The sequence below is a fragment of the Chryseobacterium sp. CBSDS_008 genome, from assembly GCF_049959325.1.
Lineage (GTDB): Bacteria > Bacteroidota > Bacteroidia > Flavobacteriales > Weeksellaceae > Chryseobacterium.
In genome coordinates this window covers 1409183-1424636 of record NZ_CP188202.1, presented here as the reverse complement: position 1 = coordinate 1424636, position 15454 = coordinate 1409183, and the positions used below count along the sequence as shown (strand labels likewise).

Here is a 15454-nt window from a genome sequence, read left to right as displayed (position 1 = left end):
AGATGAAATTTGAATTTATTTGAATAAAATTGAAACTATATGAAACAAAGTAATTTAAAGTATTCATGTCTCATTGCTGCTTTATACTTCGGTATGAACGTCAATGCTCAGACTGCTCCAAAAGATACTGCTGCCAAAGAGCAGAAGATCGAGGAAGTAGTTTTGATCGGATATGGATCTCAGAAAAAAGAAAACGTTACGGGAAGTATCGGAATGGTTTCTGCAAAGGATCTTGCTGATAAACCAAATGCTAACCCGGTAAGCTCTATACAGGGTAAACTTGCAGGGGTAAACATTACAAACACAGGTACACCCGGAGGTTCTCCACGTGTAGATATCAGAGGTGTTGGTTCATTAACCGGGAATACTGTTTTTATTGTAGATGGTATGATCACAACTGATATTTCTTTCCTTAATCCTCAGGATATTGAATCTATGAGTGTATTGAAAGATCCATCAAGTTTAGCTATTTTTGGAGCTCAGGCTGCCAATGGTGCCGTGATCATTAAGACTAAGACCGGAAAAGGGAAGCCTGTTTTTAACGTAAATTCATATTTAGGGATTAAAAAGGTGACCAATATTCCTAAAATGGTTAATTCGGATCAATACATTGAGCTATATAATGATAAGCTGATGAATGATAACGGGAATCTTACCGGGGCAATTTCCAGAGCTAATTTCCCAGCAGATACTAACTGGTATAATGAGATTTTCCGTACCAGTATCATCAATTCTAATGATTTTTCTGCAACCGGAAGCATAGGAAAGCTTAATTATTATGGTAGCGTAGGATATCTTCAGGATGAAGGTAACCTTGCAGCAGGCCAGGGGATCAATTCCGGAAGCGGTTTTAACAGATTTAATACAAAATTAAACCTTAGCTATAAAATTACAGATAATATTACCATTGGGGATAACTTCAGTTTTTCCAAAATGCGTACTGATGTAGCACAGAATCCGCTGCTAAATGCATATAATGCTCCTCCAATATTTTCTGTAATGAATCCTGCTACAGGAGATTATCAGTTTTTCAATGGATATTCTATACCTAATCCAAGAGCGAAACTGGATTTATACCGTTCTCAGGTTAGACAGGAAAGATTACTTAATAACATCTGGGGAGAACTAAAATTCCTGAAAGATTTTACTTTCAGAATCAGCTATTCTAGTGATAATTATAGCCCTAGCCAATATGAATATACGCCTACCCTTAATTATGTTCCTGTTTCCAGTCAGGTAGCATCCTCATTGGTTACAAGAAATTTTAGAAACAGAAATTACGTTTGGGATAATACAATTAACTGGAAGAAGAGTTTTGGTAATCATCATTTTGATATCCTTGCAGGTTTTTCCAGAACAAGAACTTCTTTGTCACAAGATTATTGGTCTGCAAAGAATGTTAACTACGACGGGACAAACGGTTCTTTAAATATTGCCAACGGTACAGACATTGTTCATGTGGAAGGTGTAGACAGGGATGATAATGTTATTTCCGGTGTTTTCCAGGATCAGCAGAGAATTGAATCTTTCTTTGGAAGAATTAATTATGATTATAAAGGAAAATATTTGGTAAATGCATCCATACGTAGAGATGCCAGTTCACAGATTAATGTTGACAGATCTAAAACCTTTCCGGCAATCAGCGCAGGTTGGGTAATCTCTAAAGAAGACTTTATGAGTGAGCAGAATGTTTTCAATTTATTAAAACTGAGAGCAAGTTACGGTGAATTAGGAAACCCTAATGTAGGAAGAGGATATACTGCCAACACAACTATTATAGGTGGTGGAGCATATTATGGAAATACAGGGTATCCTGCGCAGACTATTGATAAATTTATTGATCCAAATATTGGCTGGGAAACAACAACTGGTAAAGATGTAGGATTAGAAATGGCTTTATTCAGTAATAAGCTTAAAATTGATGCGGCTTACTATGATAAAGATTCTAAAAATGTAGTGTATGGTGTAAACCAGGGAACGGTATCCGGAGCAAGTAACTGGAACAATTTTGTAACGAATGCTTACTCTTTTAAAAATAAAGGTTTCGAAGTTTCTGTTAATTATAATACTAAACTCAGTGAAAATGTTACTTTTGGAATATATGGTAATTTCACGTCACTTAAAAACGAAATCACATCCGTATATGGTGGATCTTATTTAGAAACAGGAGCCAGTTTATTCGGGAATTCTATCGTTAGATTACAGAATGGTCAGCCAGTAGGTTCTTACTATGGATATCAGGTAGCAGGTGTTTTCCAGACCGATGCAGAAGCTGCTGGTTCAGGACAGCCGGGAGCAAAAGCAGGATGGTTCAAATTTGCAGATCAGGATGGTAACGGTATCATCGACTCCAGAGACAAAACCTTCTTAGGAAGCCCAATTCCTAAAGGAACTTACGGTTTTGGAGTTAATTTTAATGTCTATGATTTTGATATCGCAGTTGATTTCCAAGGGGTATTTGGGAACAAAATATACAACTACAACCGTGAACAGCGTTTTGGAAACGAAACATGGGATTTAGATATGTATAATAACAGATGGCATGGAGCAGGTACTTCTAATACCAATGCAATGATTACTTCTAACCAGTCTATTATTTTACCAAACAGCTTTTATGTAGAAGATGGCAGTTATATCAGATTAAGAAATGTTCAGATTGGGTATAACTTACCAAAAACATTTGCAAAAGCTCTTTCAATCACAAAATTAAGATTGTATGTAAGCGCACAGAACCCATGGACAAGCTTTAAATATCATGGTTTCTCTCCAGAGATTACAAATACCGATAGAGTACAGATGGGAATTGATAATAATATCTACCCAATCTCTGCCATTTATTCATTCGGTATGAACTTAACATTTTAATTAAAAAATCATGAAAAAAATCTTTTTAACAATCTCTTTGGTTTCACTAATGGTAAGTTGTAATAACGATTTTGTGGACATTAAAGATGAAGGGCAGACTAATGTAGCAGATTTCTTTACAACGCAGGATGATGCAATGCAGGCAACAAATGCTATTTACAGCTTTTTAAGAAGTTGGGAGAACTCAGGTTTCCCTGCTCAATATGTATTTGGAGTAACAGGTGATGATGTAGAAAAAGGGTCTAACCCTGGGGATGCTTCTTTTATTAATGCATATGATAACTTTACTTTTACCATAAGTGATGAAGGTGTAAGAGGATATTGGATCGGACAGTGGCAGGCAGTAAATAGAGCTAACCAGGTTATTACCAATGTTCCGAAAATAAATATGGATACCACACTTAGAAATAGATTGGTAGCTGAAGCCAGAATGCTGAGAGCTTATTTCTATTTTAATTTGGTAAGAATTTACGGAGGGGTTCCAATATATGACGGATTACCTGCAGACGGAAACTATTTGAAGGCCAGAAATTCTTCTGCGGAAGTTTACAGTTTTATTGTATCGGATCTCCTTGCTGCTTCTGAAGTATTACCGCAGACTTACGCTGCTGCTGATCGTGGAAGAGTAACAAAAGGTGCCGCTTTAGGATTACTTTCAAAAGTATATCTTTATATGAAAGATTACCAGAAAGCTTATGATACTTCTAACCAGGTTATTGGTATGGGGTATTCATTAGATCCGGATTTCAACCATTTGTTCAGACCCGCCGGAGAGTTTGGGTCAGAATCTGTTTTTGAAGTGAACTGCGATTGCGCTCCAGGATTTGGAGGCAGCCAGTATGCAGAGGTACAGGGTGTAAGAAACCAGTTTGGATGGGGCTTCTTTACACCTACTCAGGAACTGGAAAACGCATTTGAACCGGGAGATATCAGAAAAGAATTAAGTATTCTAAGAGAAGGAGAAACCACCCTTGAAGGAGATTTGATTAAGAAAGGAGACCCTCAGGCAGGTAATATGTGGAACCAAAAAGTGTATGTGCCATCATCTTTAAATAATAATGCATGCGGATACGGTTCTATTCAGAATATAAGAATTTTAAGATTTGCAGATATTCTATTAATTAATGCAGAAGCAGCCAATGAATTAGGAAATACGGCTGCTGCCATTGCTGGAATTAATAAAGTAAGAAACAGAGCTCAGCTTGGAAATACTACAGCTTCCAGTCAAGGGGCTCTTAGAACTGCAATCTGGCAGGAGAGAAGAGTGGAGCTGGCTATGGAAATGGATAGATTCCCGGATTTAGTGAGAACAGGGCAGGCTGCTACCTATTTAGGACCTAAAGGATTTAAAACAGGGAAAAATGAACTTTTCCCAATCCCTCTGGATGCCATGAATCAGAGTAACGGACTTTTCGTTCAAAACCCTGGCTATTAAAAATAAACCATAAACTTTAGAGGAGAATGAAAGTTCTCCTCTTCTTTTAGTTAGAAACCTATAAAAGAGATCTCATGAAAAGGAACGTATTATCAATGGCTATCACCGCTTTATTCTTTGTGTACTCCTGTAAAAATGCGCCCGTTGCCAGACAGGAAGCCGGGAAAACTGAAACCGTAAAAAGCAATATCACGGATGAACAACTGATGGATAGAGTACAGAAAGATGCCTTAAAGTATTTCTGGGACTATGCAGAACCCAACTCAATGTTAGGAAGAGAGCGCTACCATGAAGACGATATCTATCCGGATAATGATAAGCACGTGATTACTACAGGAGGCTCCGGATTCGGGCTGGCAACTATTCTGGTAGGGGTGGAAAGAGGATTTGTTCCAAGAAAAGAAGCCGTGAAAAGGCTTACCCATATCATGGATTTTCTTGCAAAGGCAGACCGGCACAAAGGTGCCTGGTCACATTGGATCAATGGAGAAACCGGAAAAACAGTTCCTTTTGGGAAAAAAGATAATGGTGGTGATCTTGTAGAAACCGCATTCCTTACTTCAGGAATACTGATGGTCCGTGAATACTTTAAAAACGGAAATACAGAGGAGAAAGCATTAGCCGCAAAATGTGATGAGCTATGGAAAGGAATCCAGTGGAACTGGTATACAAAAGGAGGGCAGAAAGTTCTTTACTGGCACTGGTCACCGGAATACCAATGGGAAATGAATTTTCCTCTTGAAGGCTATAATGAATGTCTGATCACGTATATTTTAGCCGCATCTTCGCCCACTTATTCCATTGATGCTGAGACCTATTATAAAGGCTGGACCAGAAATGGAACTTACCTTACAGACAAAACAAAATACGGGTTGCCCCTGTATGTAAAACACAACTATGCTGAAGAATATGGCGGCCCCCTTTTTTGGGCGCAATATTCATATATCGGGCTTGATCCGACCGGATTATCCGATAAACTTGTAAAAAACTACTTTGAAGTCAATAAAAATCAAACCCTTATTGACTATAAATACTGTGTTGAAAATCCTAAACAATGGAAAGGCTACGGACCCAACTATTGGGGGCTGACAGCCGGCTATACAAGAAATGAGGACGGAAGTACAGGGTACACCGCTCATATGCCAACAAATGATAACGGAGTAATCACTCCTACAGCTGCATTGAGCAGCTTTCCATACACCCCGAAAGAATCAATGGCCTTCCTGAGATTCATGTATACCCAGAAACCTGAATTCATAGGATCTGCAGGCCCTTATGATGCCACTTCTGTTCATTATAACAATTGGTTTACCCCAAGATATCTCGCAATAGATCAGGGAACGATAGCTCCAATGATTGAAAACTACAGATCAGGTTTCCTGTGGAAACTGTTTATGAATGCCCCGGAAATTCAGCAGGGACTGAAAAAGCTAAGTTTCCAATCAACCAAATATGGAATAAAATAATTCAATAGGAACGGATTATTATCCTGAGCATAGTCGAAGGGAGTCCGTTTAAATAAAAAAATCAAATCTGCTGGCTTTAGTCAAAACCTAAATAACGATATGAAATTAAAAATGAAATATATCCCTCTTTTATTGCTGCCGCTTTCATTACAGCTGAATGCGCAGGAGATAAAAGCGGAACTCAATAAAGAAATTAAAAGACAGGAAAAAATATCCTACATTCTGGATTATCCTCAAAATTCAAAAGGAAATGTGCCTTTGATTGTTTTTTTACACGGCTCAGGAGAACGGGGAACCAATCTTGACCTGGTAAAAGCACACAGTCCGTTTACCTACAAAAATCTGATCAAAGAACCGGTGGCTATTCTGGCACCCCAATGTCCGGAAGGAACATGGTGGGATACCATTACAGTGTATAATCTGATCAAAGAAATTCAGAAAAAATATAAGATTGATGCTTCACGCATTTATCTTACGGGACTTTCTATGGGAGGCTGGGGAACTTTGAAGCTAGCTATGGAACATCCGGAAATGTTTGCTGCTGTAGTTTCAGTCTGTGCTCCCACAGATCAGGTAATGACTGCCAATATTCATCAATTTAAAGATCTGAATATGAAAATATTTCACGGCGGAATGGATGATATTGTATTACCGGCCAATGCTTTTAATTTTTATCAGAAGCTGCATCCTGTAAACCCAACGGCAGAACTGGTAATTTTCCCGAATGACAATCATAATTCATGGGATTCTGCCTATTCAAACCCTGCTTTGTATGAATGGATGCTGTCTAAAAAGAAAGAAAAATAACCCCAAAATACACAATGATTGAAAAATAAACCCATCAAATTAAAGCAAAAAATATAAACAATAATTTAAGAAGATAGATTTATGAAAAAGTTAATTGTAATTGCCACTTTAGCGCTGGCCCCCGTATTTTCCGCTCAGGAAATGGTAACGAAGCCCGTTCAGTCTTATCAGACGGCTCAGTATCAGGCTAAAAAGAAAGCTTTTGTAGACAATCTTTTATCTAAAATGACATTGGATGAAAAGATCGGCCAGATGAACCTGCCGACTTCCGGAGATTTCACTACAGGACAGGCACAAAGTTCTGATATCGGAAAGAAAGTAGAGCAGGGCCTGGTAGGAGGACTATTCAATATAAAAGGAGCAGACAAGATTAAAGCTGTTCAGAAAGTGGCTGTAGAAAAAAGCCGTCTGAAAATTCCTATGATTTTCGGGATGGATGTTATCCATGGGTATGAAACTACTTTCCCGATTCCTCTAGGATTAGCCGCTTCATGGGATATGAATCTTATCCAGCAGTCTGCAAGAGTAGCCGCCAGGGAAGCCGCTTCTGACGGAATCAACTGGACTTTCTCTCCAATGGTGGATATTTCCCGTGAACCAAGATGGGGCAGGGTGTCGGAAGGTTCCGGTGAAGACCCTTATCTGGGAAGTGAAATTTCCAAAAATATGGTATATGGCTATCAGGGGAAAGACCTTGCTAATGGTACCAATATTTTAGCATGTGTAAAACATTTTGCGCTATATGGAGCGGGAGAATCCGGAAGAGATTACAATACCGTTGATATGAGCCACATAAGAATGTTCAACGAATATTTTCCTCCTTACAAAGCCGCTGTTGATGCAGGTGTAGCTTCTGTAATGGCTTCTTTCAATGAAGTGGATGGAGTACCTGCAACAGGAAACAGATGGCTTCAGACCGAAGTATTGAGAAACCAATGGAAGTTTAATGGATTTGTCGTAACAGACTATACCGGAATCAATGAAATGGTAGACCACGGTATGGGAGATCTTCAGCAGGTTTCGGCTTTGGCTTTAAAGGCCGGCGTTGATATGGATATGGTTGGAGAAGGCTTTTTAACAACATTAAAAAAATCTCTGGCAGAAGGAAAAGTGACCCAGGCTGAAATTGATATGGCCGCAAGAAGAATTCTTGAAGCAAAATACGACCTTGGCTTATTTGACAATCCATACAAGCACGGAGATGCAAAACTGGCAGCAAAAGAAGTATATAATATGGAAAACCGTAATATAGCAAGAAACACAGCTGCTCAATCCATGGTGTTATTGAAAAATGACAATCAGGTATTGCCATTAAAAAAATCAGGAACAGTGGCTGTCATTGGACCATTGGTGAATAACTCAATGAATATGGCCGGAACATGGAGTGTTGCTACCAAACATGCCTCTTCAGTTTCTTTGATGCAGGGACTACAGTCAAACTACGGAAAAGAAGTTAAGTTTTTATCTGCAAAAGGGGCCAATATCGATTATGATGCTAAGCTGGAAGAAATCTATGCTGCTCATGGTAAAAAAACAGACAGAGACAACCGCTCCAAGGAAGAATTGCTGAAAGAAGCTGTAGATATTGCCAACAAAGCTGATGTTATAGTTCTGGCTATCGGGGAATCTGCAGAAATGAGCGGAGAATCTTCTTCCAGAACAGAAATTACCATTCCTCAGTCTCAGGTTGACTTATTAAATGAATTGAAGAAAACCGGAAAGCCCATTGCAATGGTTCTTTTCACAGGCCGCCCATTAGCTTTAACCAATGTAAAAGACACTCCGGATTCTATTTTGAATGCATGGTTTGCAGGATCTGAAGCAGGAAATGCAATTGCAGATGTTCTTTTTGGAAAAGTAAACCCATCCGGAAAACTTCCAATGACTTTCCCAAGAAGCCTTGGACAGGTTCCGATCTATTATAATGCTAAAAATACAGGCCGTCCGCTGAGCCAGGATAAAGTAGATAAATGTACTTATGAAAGATTCCGTTCCAATTATATGGATGAATGTAATACGCCATTATATGCTTTCGGATACGGATTAAGCTATACAAAATTTAATTACTCTGATATGGCAGTTTCCAGTATTAACCCGAAAGGAAATCAGACTGTGCAGGCATCTGTTACAGTAACCAATACCGGGAATTATGACGGGGCTGAAGTTGTTCAGTTGTACATCAGAGATATGGTAGGAAGTATTACAAGACCTGTAAAAGAATTGAAAGGCTTCCAGAAAATATTTTTGAAAAAAGGAGAATCCAGAAAGGTAACTTTTAATATCACGCCGGAAGATCTTAAGTTCTACAATGGAGATTTGAAATACGACTGGGAATCAGGGGAATTTGACATCATGATCGGAACCAGCTCTGACAATGTTCAGCATTCAAAGATTAACTGGACGAAGTAATATAAGAAAGTGATTCCCGGAATTGCGTATTATCTCTTTTTTGGCACGATTTTTAATCATAGTTCGGTAATTATTATATACAAATCGATATGAAAAAAACAATTTTATTAAGCACAATGTTCCTGGGTTCTTTAGTATTTGCACAAAAAGGAATAATAAAAGGTGGAGACAGAGATGCACACGGATGTATTGGTTCAGCAGGATATACTTATTCTCAAATTAAGAAAGACTGTATAAGAACTTTTGAGCAGAAGATTAAACTGAAAGAAGTTGCTACTAATGGAGACTATATGGCAGCCGTTATTTTCAGCAAAAATATGAAAAAAGCTGAAGTTTTTGTGAAAGATGCCGAAGGAGGAAGTGTAATTCTTACAAGGTCCGGAAGAGCTAAAGCCTGGAAAAATGGCGGTTATGTATTGATTCCTTACAAAAAAAACGGATACCAGCTTAAAAAAGATAATATTGTGATCTATCAGTAAGATCAGATTTTAAAAATGAAGCCACTCGCAAGAGTGGTTTTTTTTGTACCTTAGAGATAAATTAATGTAATATCCTATTTTTGGGGTATTGTTAACCAATCAGAAAACAAATTTTACTATGAAAAAGACAATTTTATTCATTGCCATGTTCCTTGGCTCCTTATTTTTTGCACAAAAAAGTACTCCTGTTTTAGGAGGAGACAGAGATGTTCACGGTTGTATAGGCTCTGCAGGATATACCTATTCACAATTAAAAAATGATTGTATAAAAACATTCAATCAGAAAATAAAATTAAAAGAGGTGAATTCAGATAAAAGCTATACTTCCATGACAGCAGTTATCTTCAGTAAAAACATGAAAAAAGCTGAAATTTTTATTCCGGATGGAAATGCTAAAAGTATTATTCTGGACAAAGGAGAAAAAGAGAAAATCTGGAAAAGCGGATCTCACATTAAAGACAGTTATGTATTAACTCCCTACAAAAAGAGCTACCAGATCAAAAAAAATGATGTCGTAATTTATCAGTAAACCAAATTAAAAAATAGAAAGTCACTCGGAAGAGTGGCTTTTTTTTATGGATATAAACGGTATTAAATTATAAAAAAATTAATACGACATGTTTTGACGTTGTATGTAGATATTTTTGCATCAGAATAATACAGATTTTAATATAAATAAAGAGAATTAAACAATAAATAGTATGATTTACATTAGATCTCACGAAAGTGATTTTCGTGTCTTAAAAAATGTTAAATTCGCGAAGTTTTTTATAACTAATTACTAACTCAAAAACAACAATACGGGAATGAAAAAACTTTATCTCGGAGCGCTCACCTTAGGCGCTGTTCTGGGCACATCTGCCCAGGAAGTGGTATGGCAGAAAGACATCCAATCCTCTACCCAGGATTTCCTCAGCCAGGTCACCACAACCATCGATCAGCAGTATCTGATCACTGGAAGTTCTATACAGTCAGCAAGCGGGAAGCCGGGGGCTGGAAGTAAGCAAAACAACGGTTACGATTTTCACCTGGTCAAATTAAACCAGCAGGGAGAAGAAGTCTGGGAAAAATATTTCTCAGGGCAGAACCATGATTATTTATCAGCAACCGTTACCACCCAGGATGGCGGATTTCTTTTAGCCGGGACTTCTTATTCTGGAAAAGGATTGGATAAAAAAGAGGATTCCAAAGGAGGCTCAGACCTTTGGTTGATCAGGATCAATGAATTTGGGGATGAATTATGGCAGAAAACATTAGGCAGCTCTTCCGATGAAGAAGCCAGAGCTGTCATTCAAACTACCGATTTAGGATTCTTCGTTGTCGGTAATGTTCAAAACGCTGCAAAAGGATACGGCTCCAAAGATGTCCTCATTACCCGATTGGACAAAGACGGAAAAGAACTCTTCCAATTAATTTTAGGTGGAAAAGGGTTGGATGAAGTGGAAAAGATGATTCCAACGAAAGATGGCGGAGCGTTACTGGGAATGTATTCCAGGAGTTCTGAAGTAAAGGCAGGAAGCGGGAAGCTGGAGGCTGGAAGTAGTGTGAAGAACGACTCTTATTCCAAAGCCAGCAGTAACTTCGGTGAAGGCGATTATTGGATTGTGAAGCTGGATAAAAACGGAAAAGTAGAATGGGAAAAGAATTTTGGAGGTAAGGGTGATGATCATATCAGAACCCTGGCGTTAACTTCAAATGGCTTCATCATTGGTGGAGAATCCAGATCAGAAAGATCAGGCAATAAAACGGTTGGAATTGAAGAAGGAACAGACCTCTGGCTGATTTCTTTAAATGAAAAAGGTGATGAACAGTGGCAGAAATCTTACAACTTCAAGAACCGCGATATCCTGATGGGGATGAGTGTGATTCATTCAGCAGATGATAAATCTTCCAAAGGAATTCTATTAGGAGGTTATACTCAAGCCGAAGGAAGAATAGAAACCGATGATGAAACTTTCTGGATGCTATACCTTGATCCAAATGGCAACGAGCAGTGGAGAAAACACGTGAAAGGAGAATCCAGCAAGAAAGAAGAAAGACTTTCCGATTTAAAGCTGAACAGAGACGGTTCTATTATTCTGGCTGGAACCAGTGCAGAGGAGCTAGGTAAAGAAAACTGGAAGATTGTAAAGCTTGGAGATAAGCAGGTTGATCAGCTCATTGAAAAATACGATATCAAGATATATCCAAACCCTGTCTCTGATTATGCTTACGTAGAAATCGGTTTCGATTTTAAGGATGCAGATATTCTGTTGTATGATATGAGTGGAAGACAGCTTCAGAGCACAAAAACCAAAAACAGAGTCACTAAGATCAATACCCAGGCTTTGGTGCAGGGAGCTTATCTGGTGACTGTAAAAACGGATAACAATAAAACGGCGAATGCTAAATTGATTAAGAAGTAAACTTATGAAAAAGATTTTTATAATAGTAATTTTATTGTTTATATATAATATTGGATTTTCACAGATTTTCAAAAATCCTAATAATATATTTCCATATACTCCTGAAACGAGTAGTCTTTTAAAATATCATGAAACACCTGTTTCAAATTATACAGGCGTTCCTAATATTTCAATACCAATTTATACTGTAAAATCAGGAAGTATAGAGGTCCCAATTAATCTATCTTATCATGCGGGGGGAATACTAGTTTCCGAAATGGCAAGTACTGTAGGTTTAGGTTGGTCTATCAGTACTGTAGATCCAATCACGCGGAAAATTAATGGATTAGTTGATGAAAATGGTATAATGGAAAACAATTCGGATAATATAGAAGGATTTTTAAATAATAATATAGACTATCAACAAAATTTATTAAATCTAATTAGATATCCACAAAATAATCAACCACTTTCAGATCTTATGCCCGATGAATTTAATTTATCTTTAGATGGTTTTTCAGGAAGCTTTTTTTATAATCCAAAGAATAAGAAAATAGTTACATTTCCGATATCAGATTTAAAGGTTGATTATAATAAAAGCGGTTCACAAATAAAAAAAATTGATACAATTAACATTACTGCAACTAATGGTATTAAATATACATTTGGAGGTGATGGAACAGAGACTTTTTATAATACTGCTACACCGTCTAGTAATTTTTATGGTGCCAATGCATGGAAGATAAAGAGAATAAAAGGAATTGATAATAATGTTATTAATTTTTCTTACTTACCTCACAACATCATCAAAAGAACTATTGCACCACAGGCAAGGCTTTTCCCATATACACTTCATTTATCAGCACTTGCGTGTAGTCCTTCTTCAAATACAGGAATTAATCCTGTTGAAACTGATACTCAGTTTTCATCAATGGAATCACTTTTAGAAAGAATAGAAACTTCTGATGCTACAGTTAATTTTGTTTATTCTAATAGGTTAGATTTTAATGATTTAAAAAAACGTGATAAAATTATTGTTAAAAATAAAACAGGTCAAATAATTTCAGAAAAAAGATTTAATTATGGATATTTTGAAACTATTCCACAGGCTGCTGGGGTTTCAGATCCTACCGAGGATGTTACGAAAAGATTGAAGTTGTTATCTTATCAAGAGTGTGATAGGGATGGAAAATGTATAACAACTTCTTTTGAGTATTATGAAGAAAACAAAATGACACAGAGGAATTCTTATTCTTCCGACCACTGGGGGTACTATAATGGCAAATTAAATAATTATGGTTATCCTAACGTGCCAATTAAATATTATAAAATTATGGGTAATTCTGTTGTAACTGTTGACGGATTTACTAAAGATCTTCAATCTGATTTAATCAGGATAGCTAATAAGGATGTTGATCCTTTATATACTCAAACTTTTTCTTTAAAATCAATTACTTATCCCGAGGGAGGAAAGAATGAATATATTTACGAACCTAATACAGCCAGTTCATTATTATATCAACCAAGTGATGAACATTATTTTTTAAAAACAAAAAAAGTACTTAACAAGGGTGAATTATTTGTAATAAGTGGTAGCGTAGAAGGAGATAATATCAACTATTCTCAACCACCAACAACAATTGAAAACAATTATACTAAAACATTTGTAAGAGAAATTGATCTTTCAAATTACGATAAGCATCTCAATTTGAAAATTACAAGAACATCAACTTTTAAAGCATCAACTTTTTCAAATTCACTAGATAGCAGCTATTTATATGCATTATTTAGTATTTATTATTTTGAAAATGGAATTAAAAAATATTGGATATCAGATGTTCCACTAGATAGTGAAGTTACATTGGACTTTCACGAATATAATAGTCAAAATGTTCCGACCCAAAAGGTGTATGCGGAAATAAAACATATATATTGGGGAGGATTAAATTCCACTGGTAATATATCCAATTATATATATTTTTATTCTCAGGTAGGTTTTAGCTGGGAGGAGCCTGACCCCAATGCAATTGACACTCCCATCATTTTGGGTGGTGGAATACGCATCAAAGAAATCAAACAATATGATAATGATCAATACAAATATTCTACAAAATACTCCTATACAAAGAATGGAAATCCTCAGCTTTCAAGCGGAGTATTGTTTTATATTCCAATGTACACTAAAAATAACAGAGTAGGACGAATTACCTCTGGGAGTTGTAGTGGAACAGCAGGTGGTTATGTTGGAGTGGGAAAGTCTGTAGAAGATGCTATTGAACTTTCTGTAAATCCTGTTATTACTGGCATGAGAACACAAGGCAAAACAATTGGCTATACAAATGTTGAAGTAGTAAAAACAGATGCTAATAATAATCCAAAAGGAAGAGAAATATTCCAATATTATACAGAGCCACCATTACAGACAGGAGATAATTTTCTGGCTACCAATGAAAGTACTTCAGCAAAGTATGAATTTATGGAAAGTAGAGATTGGAGAAATGGACAACTGATAAAATATATAGCTTTTAAAAATGCAAGTGACACAATTAGAACAATTGAAAGAAATTTTTATATTTCAGGAGCTCCTGCTGCAATGGCAAACTATCTGTTGGATAGAAATGTGAAGATGATTTTATATAATTTAATTTCACCTATAGATTATGTTCCAGGAGGAATTACATTCAGAGATTACGGACCACCAATATCATTTGCTACTGATTTATATATTAATGGTGTTTATCCTTCATATATTGGTATGAATTCAAATACTAGTCCTGCTCCTTTCCCAATTTTCGTAAGACACAACGATGCATTTTTATTGAAAAAAGAGACAATAACCGATTATTTCGCTAATGGCCGTAAGAAATCAAAAACATCAGAATATCTTTATGAAGATGCATTATATCCAACAAAATTAACTTCCAAAAAAGATAGTTTTTCAGGAGAGGATGTTACCATTAATACCAGCTATAAATATTCTCCTGAAAAAGGAAATCAAAAATTAATTGCAGCCAATATAATTGGTATTCCTCTAGAAACCAAAACAACTCAAACTATCGGAGCTGCCACCAAAACAATTTCAAAGGTTGAAACCAAATATGATAATCCCTTGAACTTACTTCCCAGCTCTGTTGTGTCTACAGATTTACAAAACGTTGTTTCTACTGAAGTGACTTATGATCAATATGACAACAAGGGTAATTTGCAGCAGTACACTACCAAGGACGGCCTTTCCACAGTAATCATCTGGGGTTACAACCAGACCCAGCCCATTGCCAAAATAGAAGGAGCTAAATTATCAGATATCCAGCAGTCTTTAATTGATTCCATTGTTACAGCTTCCAATACAGATGCATCTGCTTCAGCTAATAATGATGAGGCTTCACTTTTATCTGTACTAAATACATTCAGAAATAGTTTGCCAAACCATCAGATCACAACATATACTTATGATCCATTAATTGGCGTTCGAAGTATTACGCCTCCATCGGGAATCAGGGAAGTATATATTTATGATTCAGCTAACAGGCTTAAGGAAATCAGAGAAAATAGCCAGACAGGCAACTTATTAAAAGAATTCAAATATAACTATAAACAATAAAAGCTTAA

At 36.7% G+C, this 15454-nt stretch carries 9 protein-coding genes; all 9 read left to right on the top strand.

What is annotated here, in order from left to right; all coding sequences use genetic code 11:
- Positions 1–39 precede the first annotated feature (39 nt).
- The 9 genes from ACP3T3_RS06340 to ACP3T3_RS06300 all read left to right on the top strand — a co-directional run bounded on the left by ACP3T3_RS06340 (position 40) and on the right by ACP3T3_RS06300 (position 15446).
- The gene (locus ACP3T3_RS06340) at positions 40–2865 is read left to right on the top strand and encodes a SusC/RagA family TonB-linked outer membrane protein (protein ID WP_426479066.1); all 2826 of its coding nucleotides are present in this window, start codon (positions 40–42) and stop codon (positions 2863–2865) included.
- A 10-nt stretch (positions 2866–2875) separates the two neighbouring features.
- A complete protein-coding gene (locus ACP3T3_RS06335; protein WP_426479065.1) occupies positions 2876–4300 on the top strand; it encodes a RagB/SusD family nutrient uptake outer membrane protein in 1425 nt (474 codons plus the stop codon).
- Between the two features lie 74 nt (positions 4301–4374).
- Entirely contained in the window at positions 4375–5766 is a 1392-nt protein-coding gene (locus tag ACP3T3_RS06330) for a glucoamylase family protein (RefSeq protein WP_426479064.1), read from the top strand.
- A 111-nt stretch (positions 5767–5877) separates the two neighbouring features.
- Positions 5878–6573, top strand: coding sequence for a prolyl oligopeptidase family serine peptidase (locus tag ACP3T3_RS06325; RefSeq protein WP_426479063.1), 696 nt, complete (start codon positions 5878–5880; stop codon positions 6571–6573).
- An 81-nt stretch (positions 6574–6654) separates the two neighbouring features.
- Positions 6655–8982 (top strand): beta-glucosidase BglX, encoded by a 2328-nt coding sequence (gene bglX / locus ACP3T3_RS06320; RefSeq protein WP_426479062.1) that lies wholly within the window; start codon positions 6655–6657, stop codon positions 8980–8982.
- A gap of 89 nt (positions 8983–9071) precedes the next feature.
- Complete coding sequence (locus ACP3T3_RS06315; RefSeq protein ID WP_426479061.1) at positions 9072–9461, top strand: hypothetical protein; 390 nt, start codon at positions 9072–9074, stop codon at positions 9459–9461.
- A gap of 118 nt (positions 9462–9579) precedes the next feature.
- A complete protein-coding gene (locus ACP3T3_RS06310) occupies positions 9580–9990 on the top strand; it encodes a hypothetical protein (RefSeq protein ID WP_426479060.1) in 411 nt (136 codons plus the stop codon).
- A gap of 277 nt (positions 9991–10267) precedes the next feature.
- A complete protein-coding gene (locus ACP3T3_RS06305; RefSeq protein ID WP_426479059.1) occupies positions 10268–11866 on the top strand; it encodes a T9SS type A sorting domain-containing protein in 1599 nt (532 codons plus the stop codon).
- A 4-nt stretch (positions 11867–11870) separates the two neighbouring features.
- Positions 11871–15446 carry a hypothetical protein gene (locus tag ACP3T3_RS06300; RefSeq protein ID WP_426479058.1) on the top strand — a complete coding sequence of 1192 codons (3576 nt, stop codon included), beginning with the start codon at positions 11871–11873 and terminating at the stop codon, positions 15444–15446.
- Positions 15447–15454: the final 8 nt, after the last annotated feature.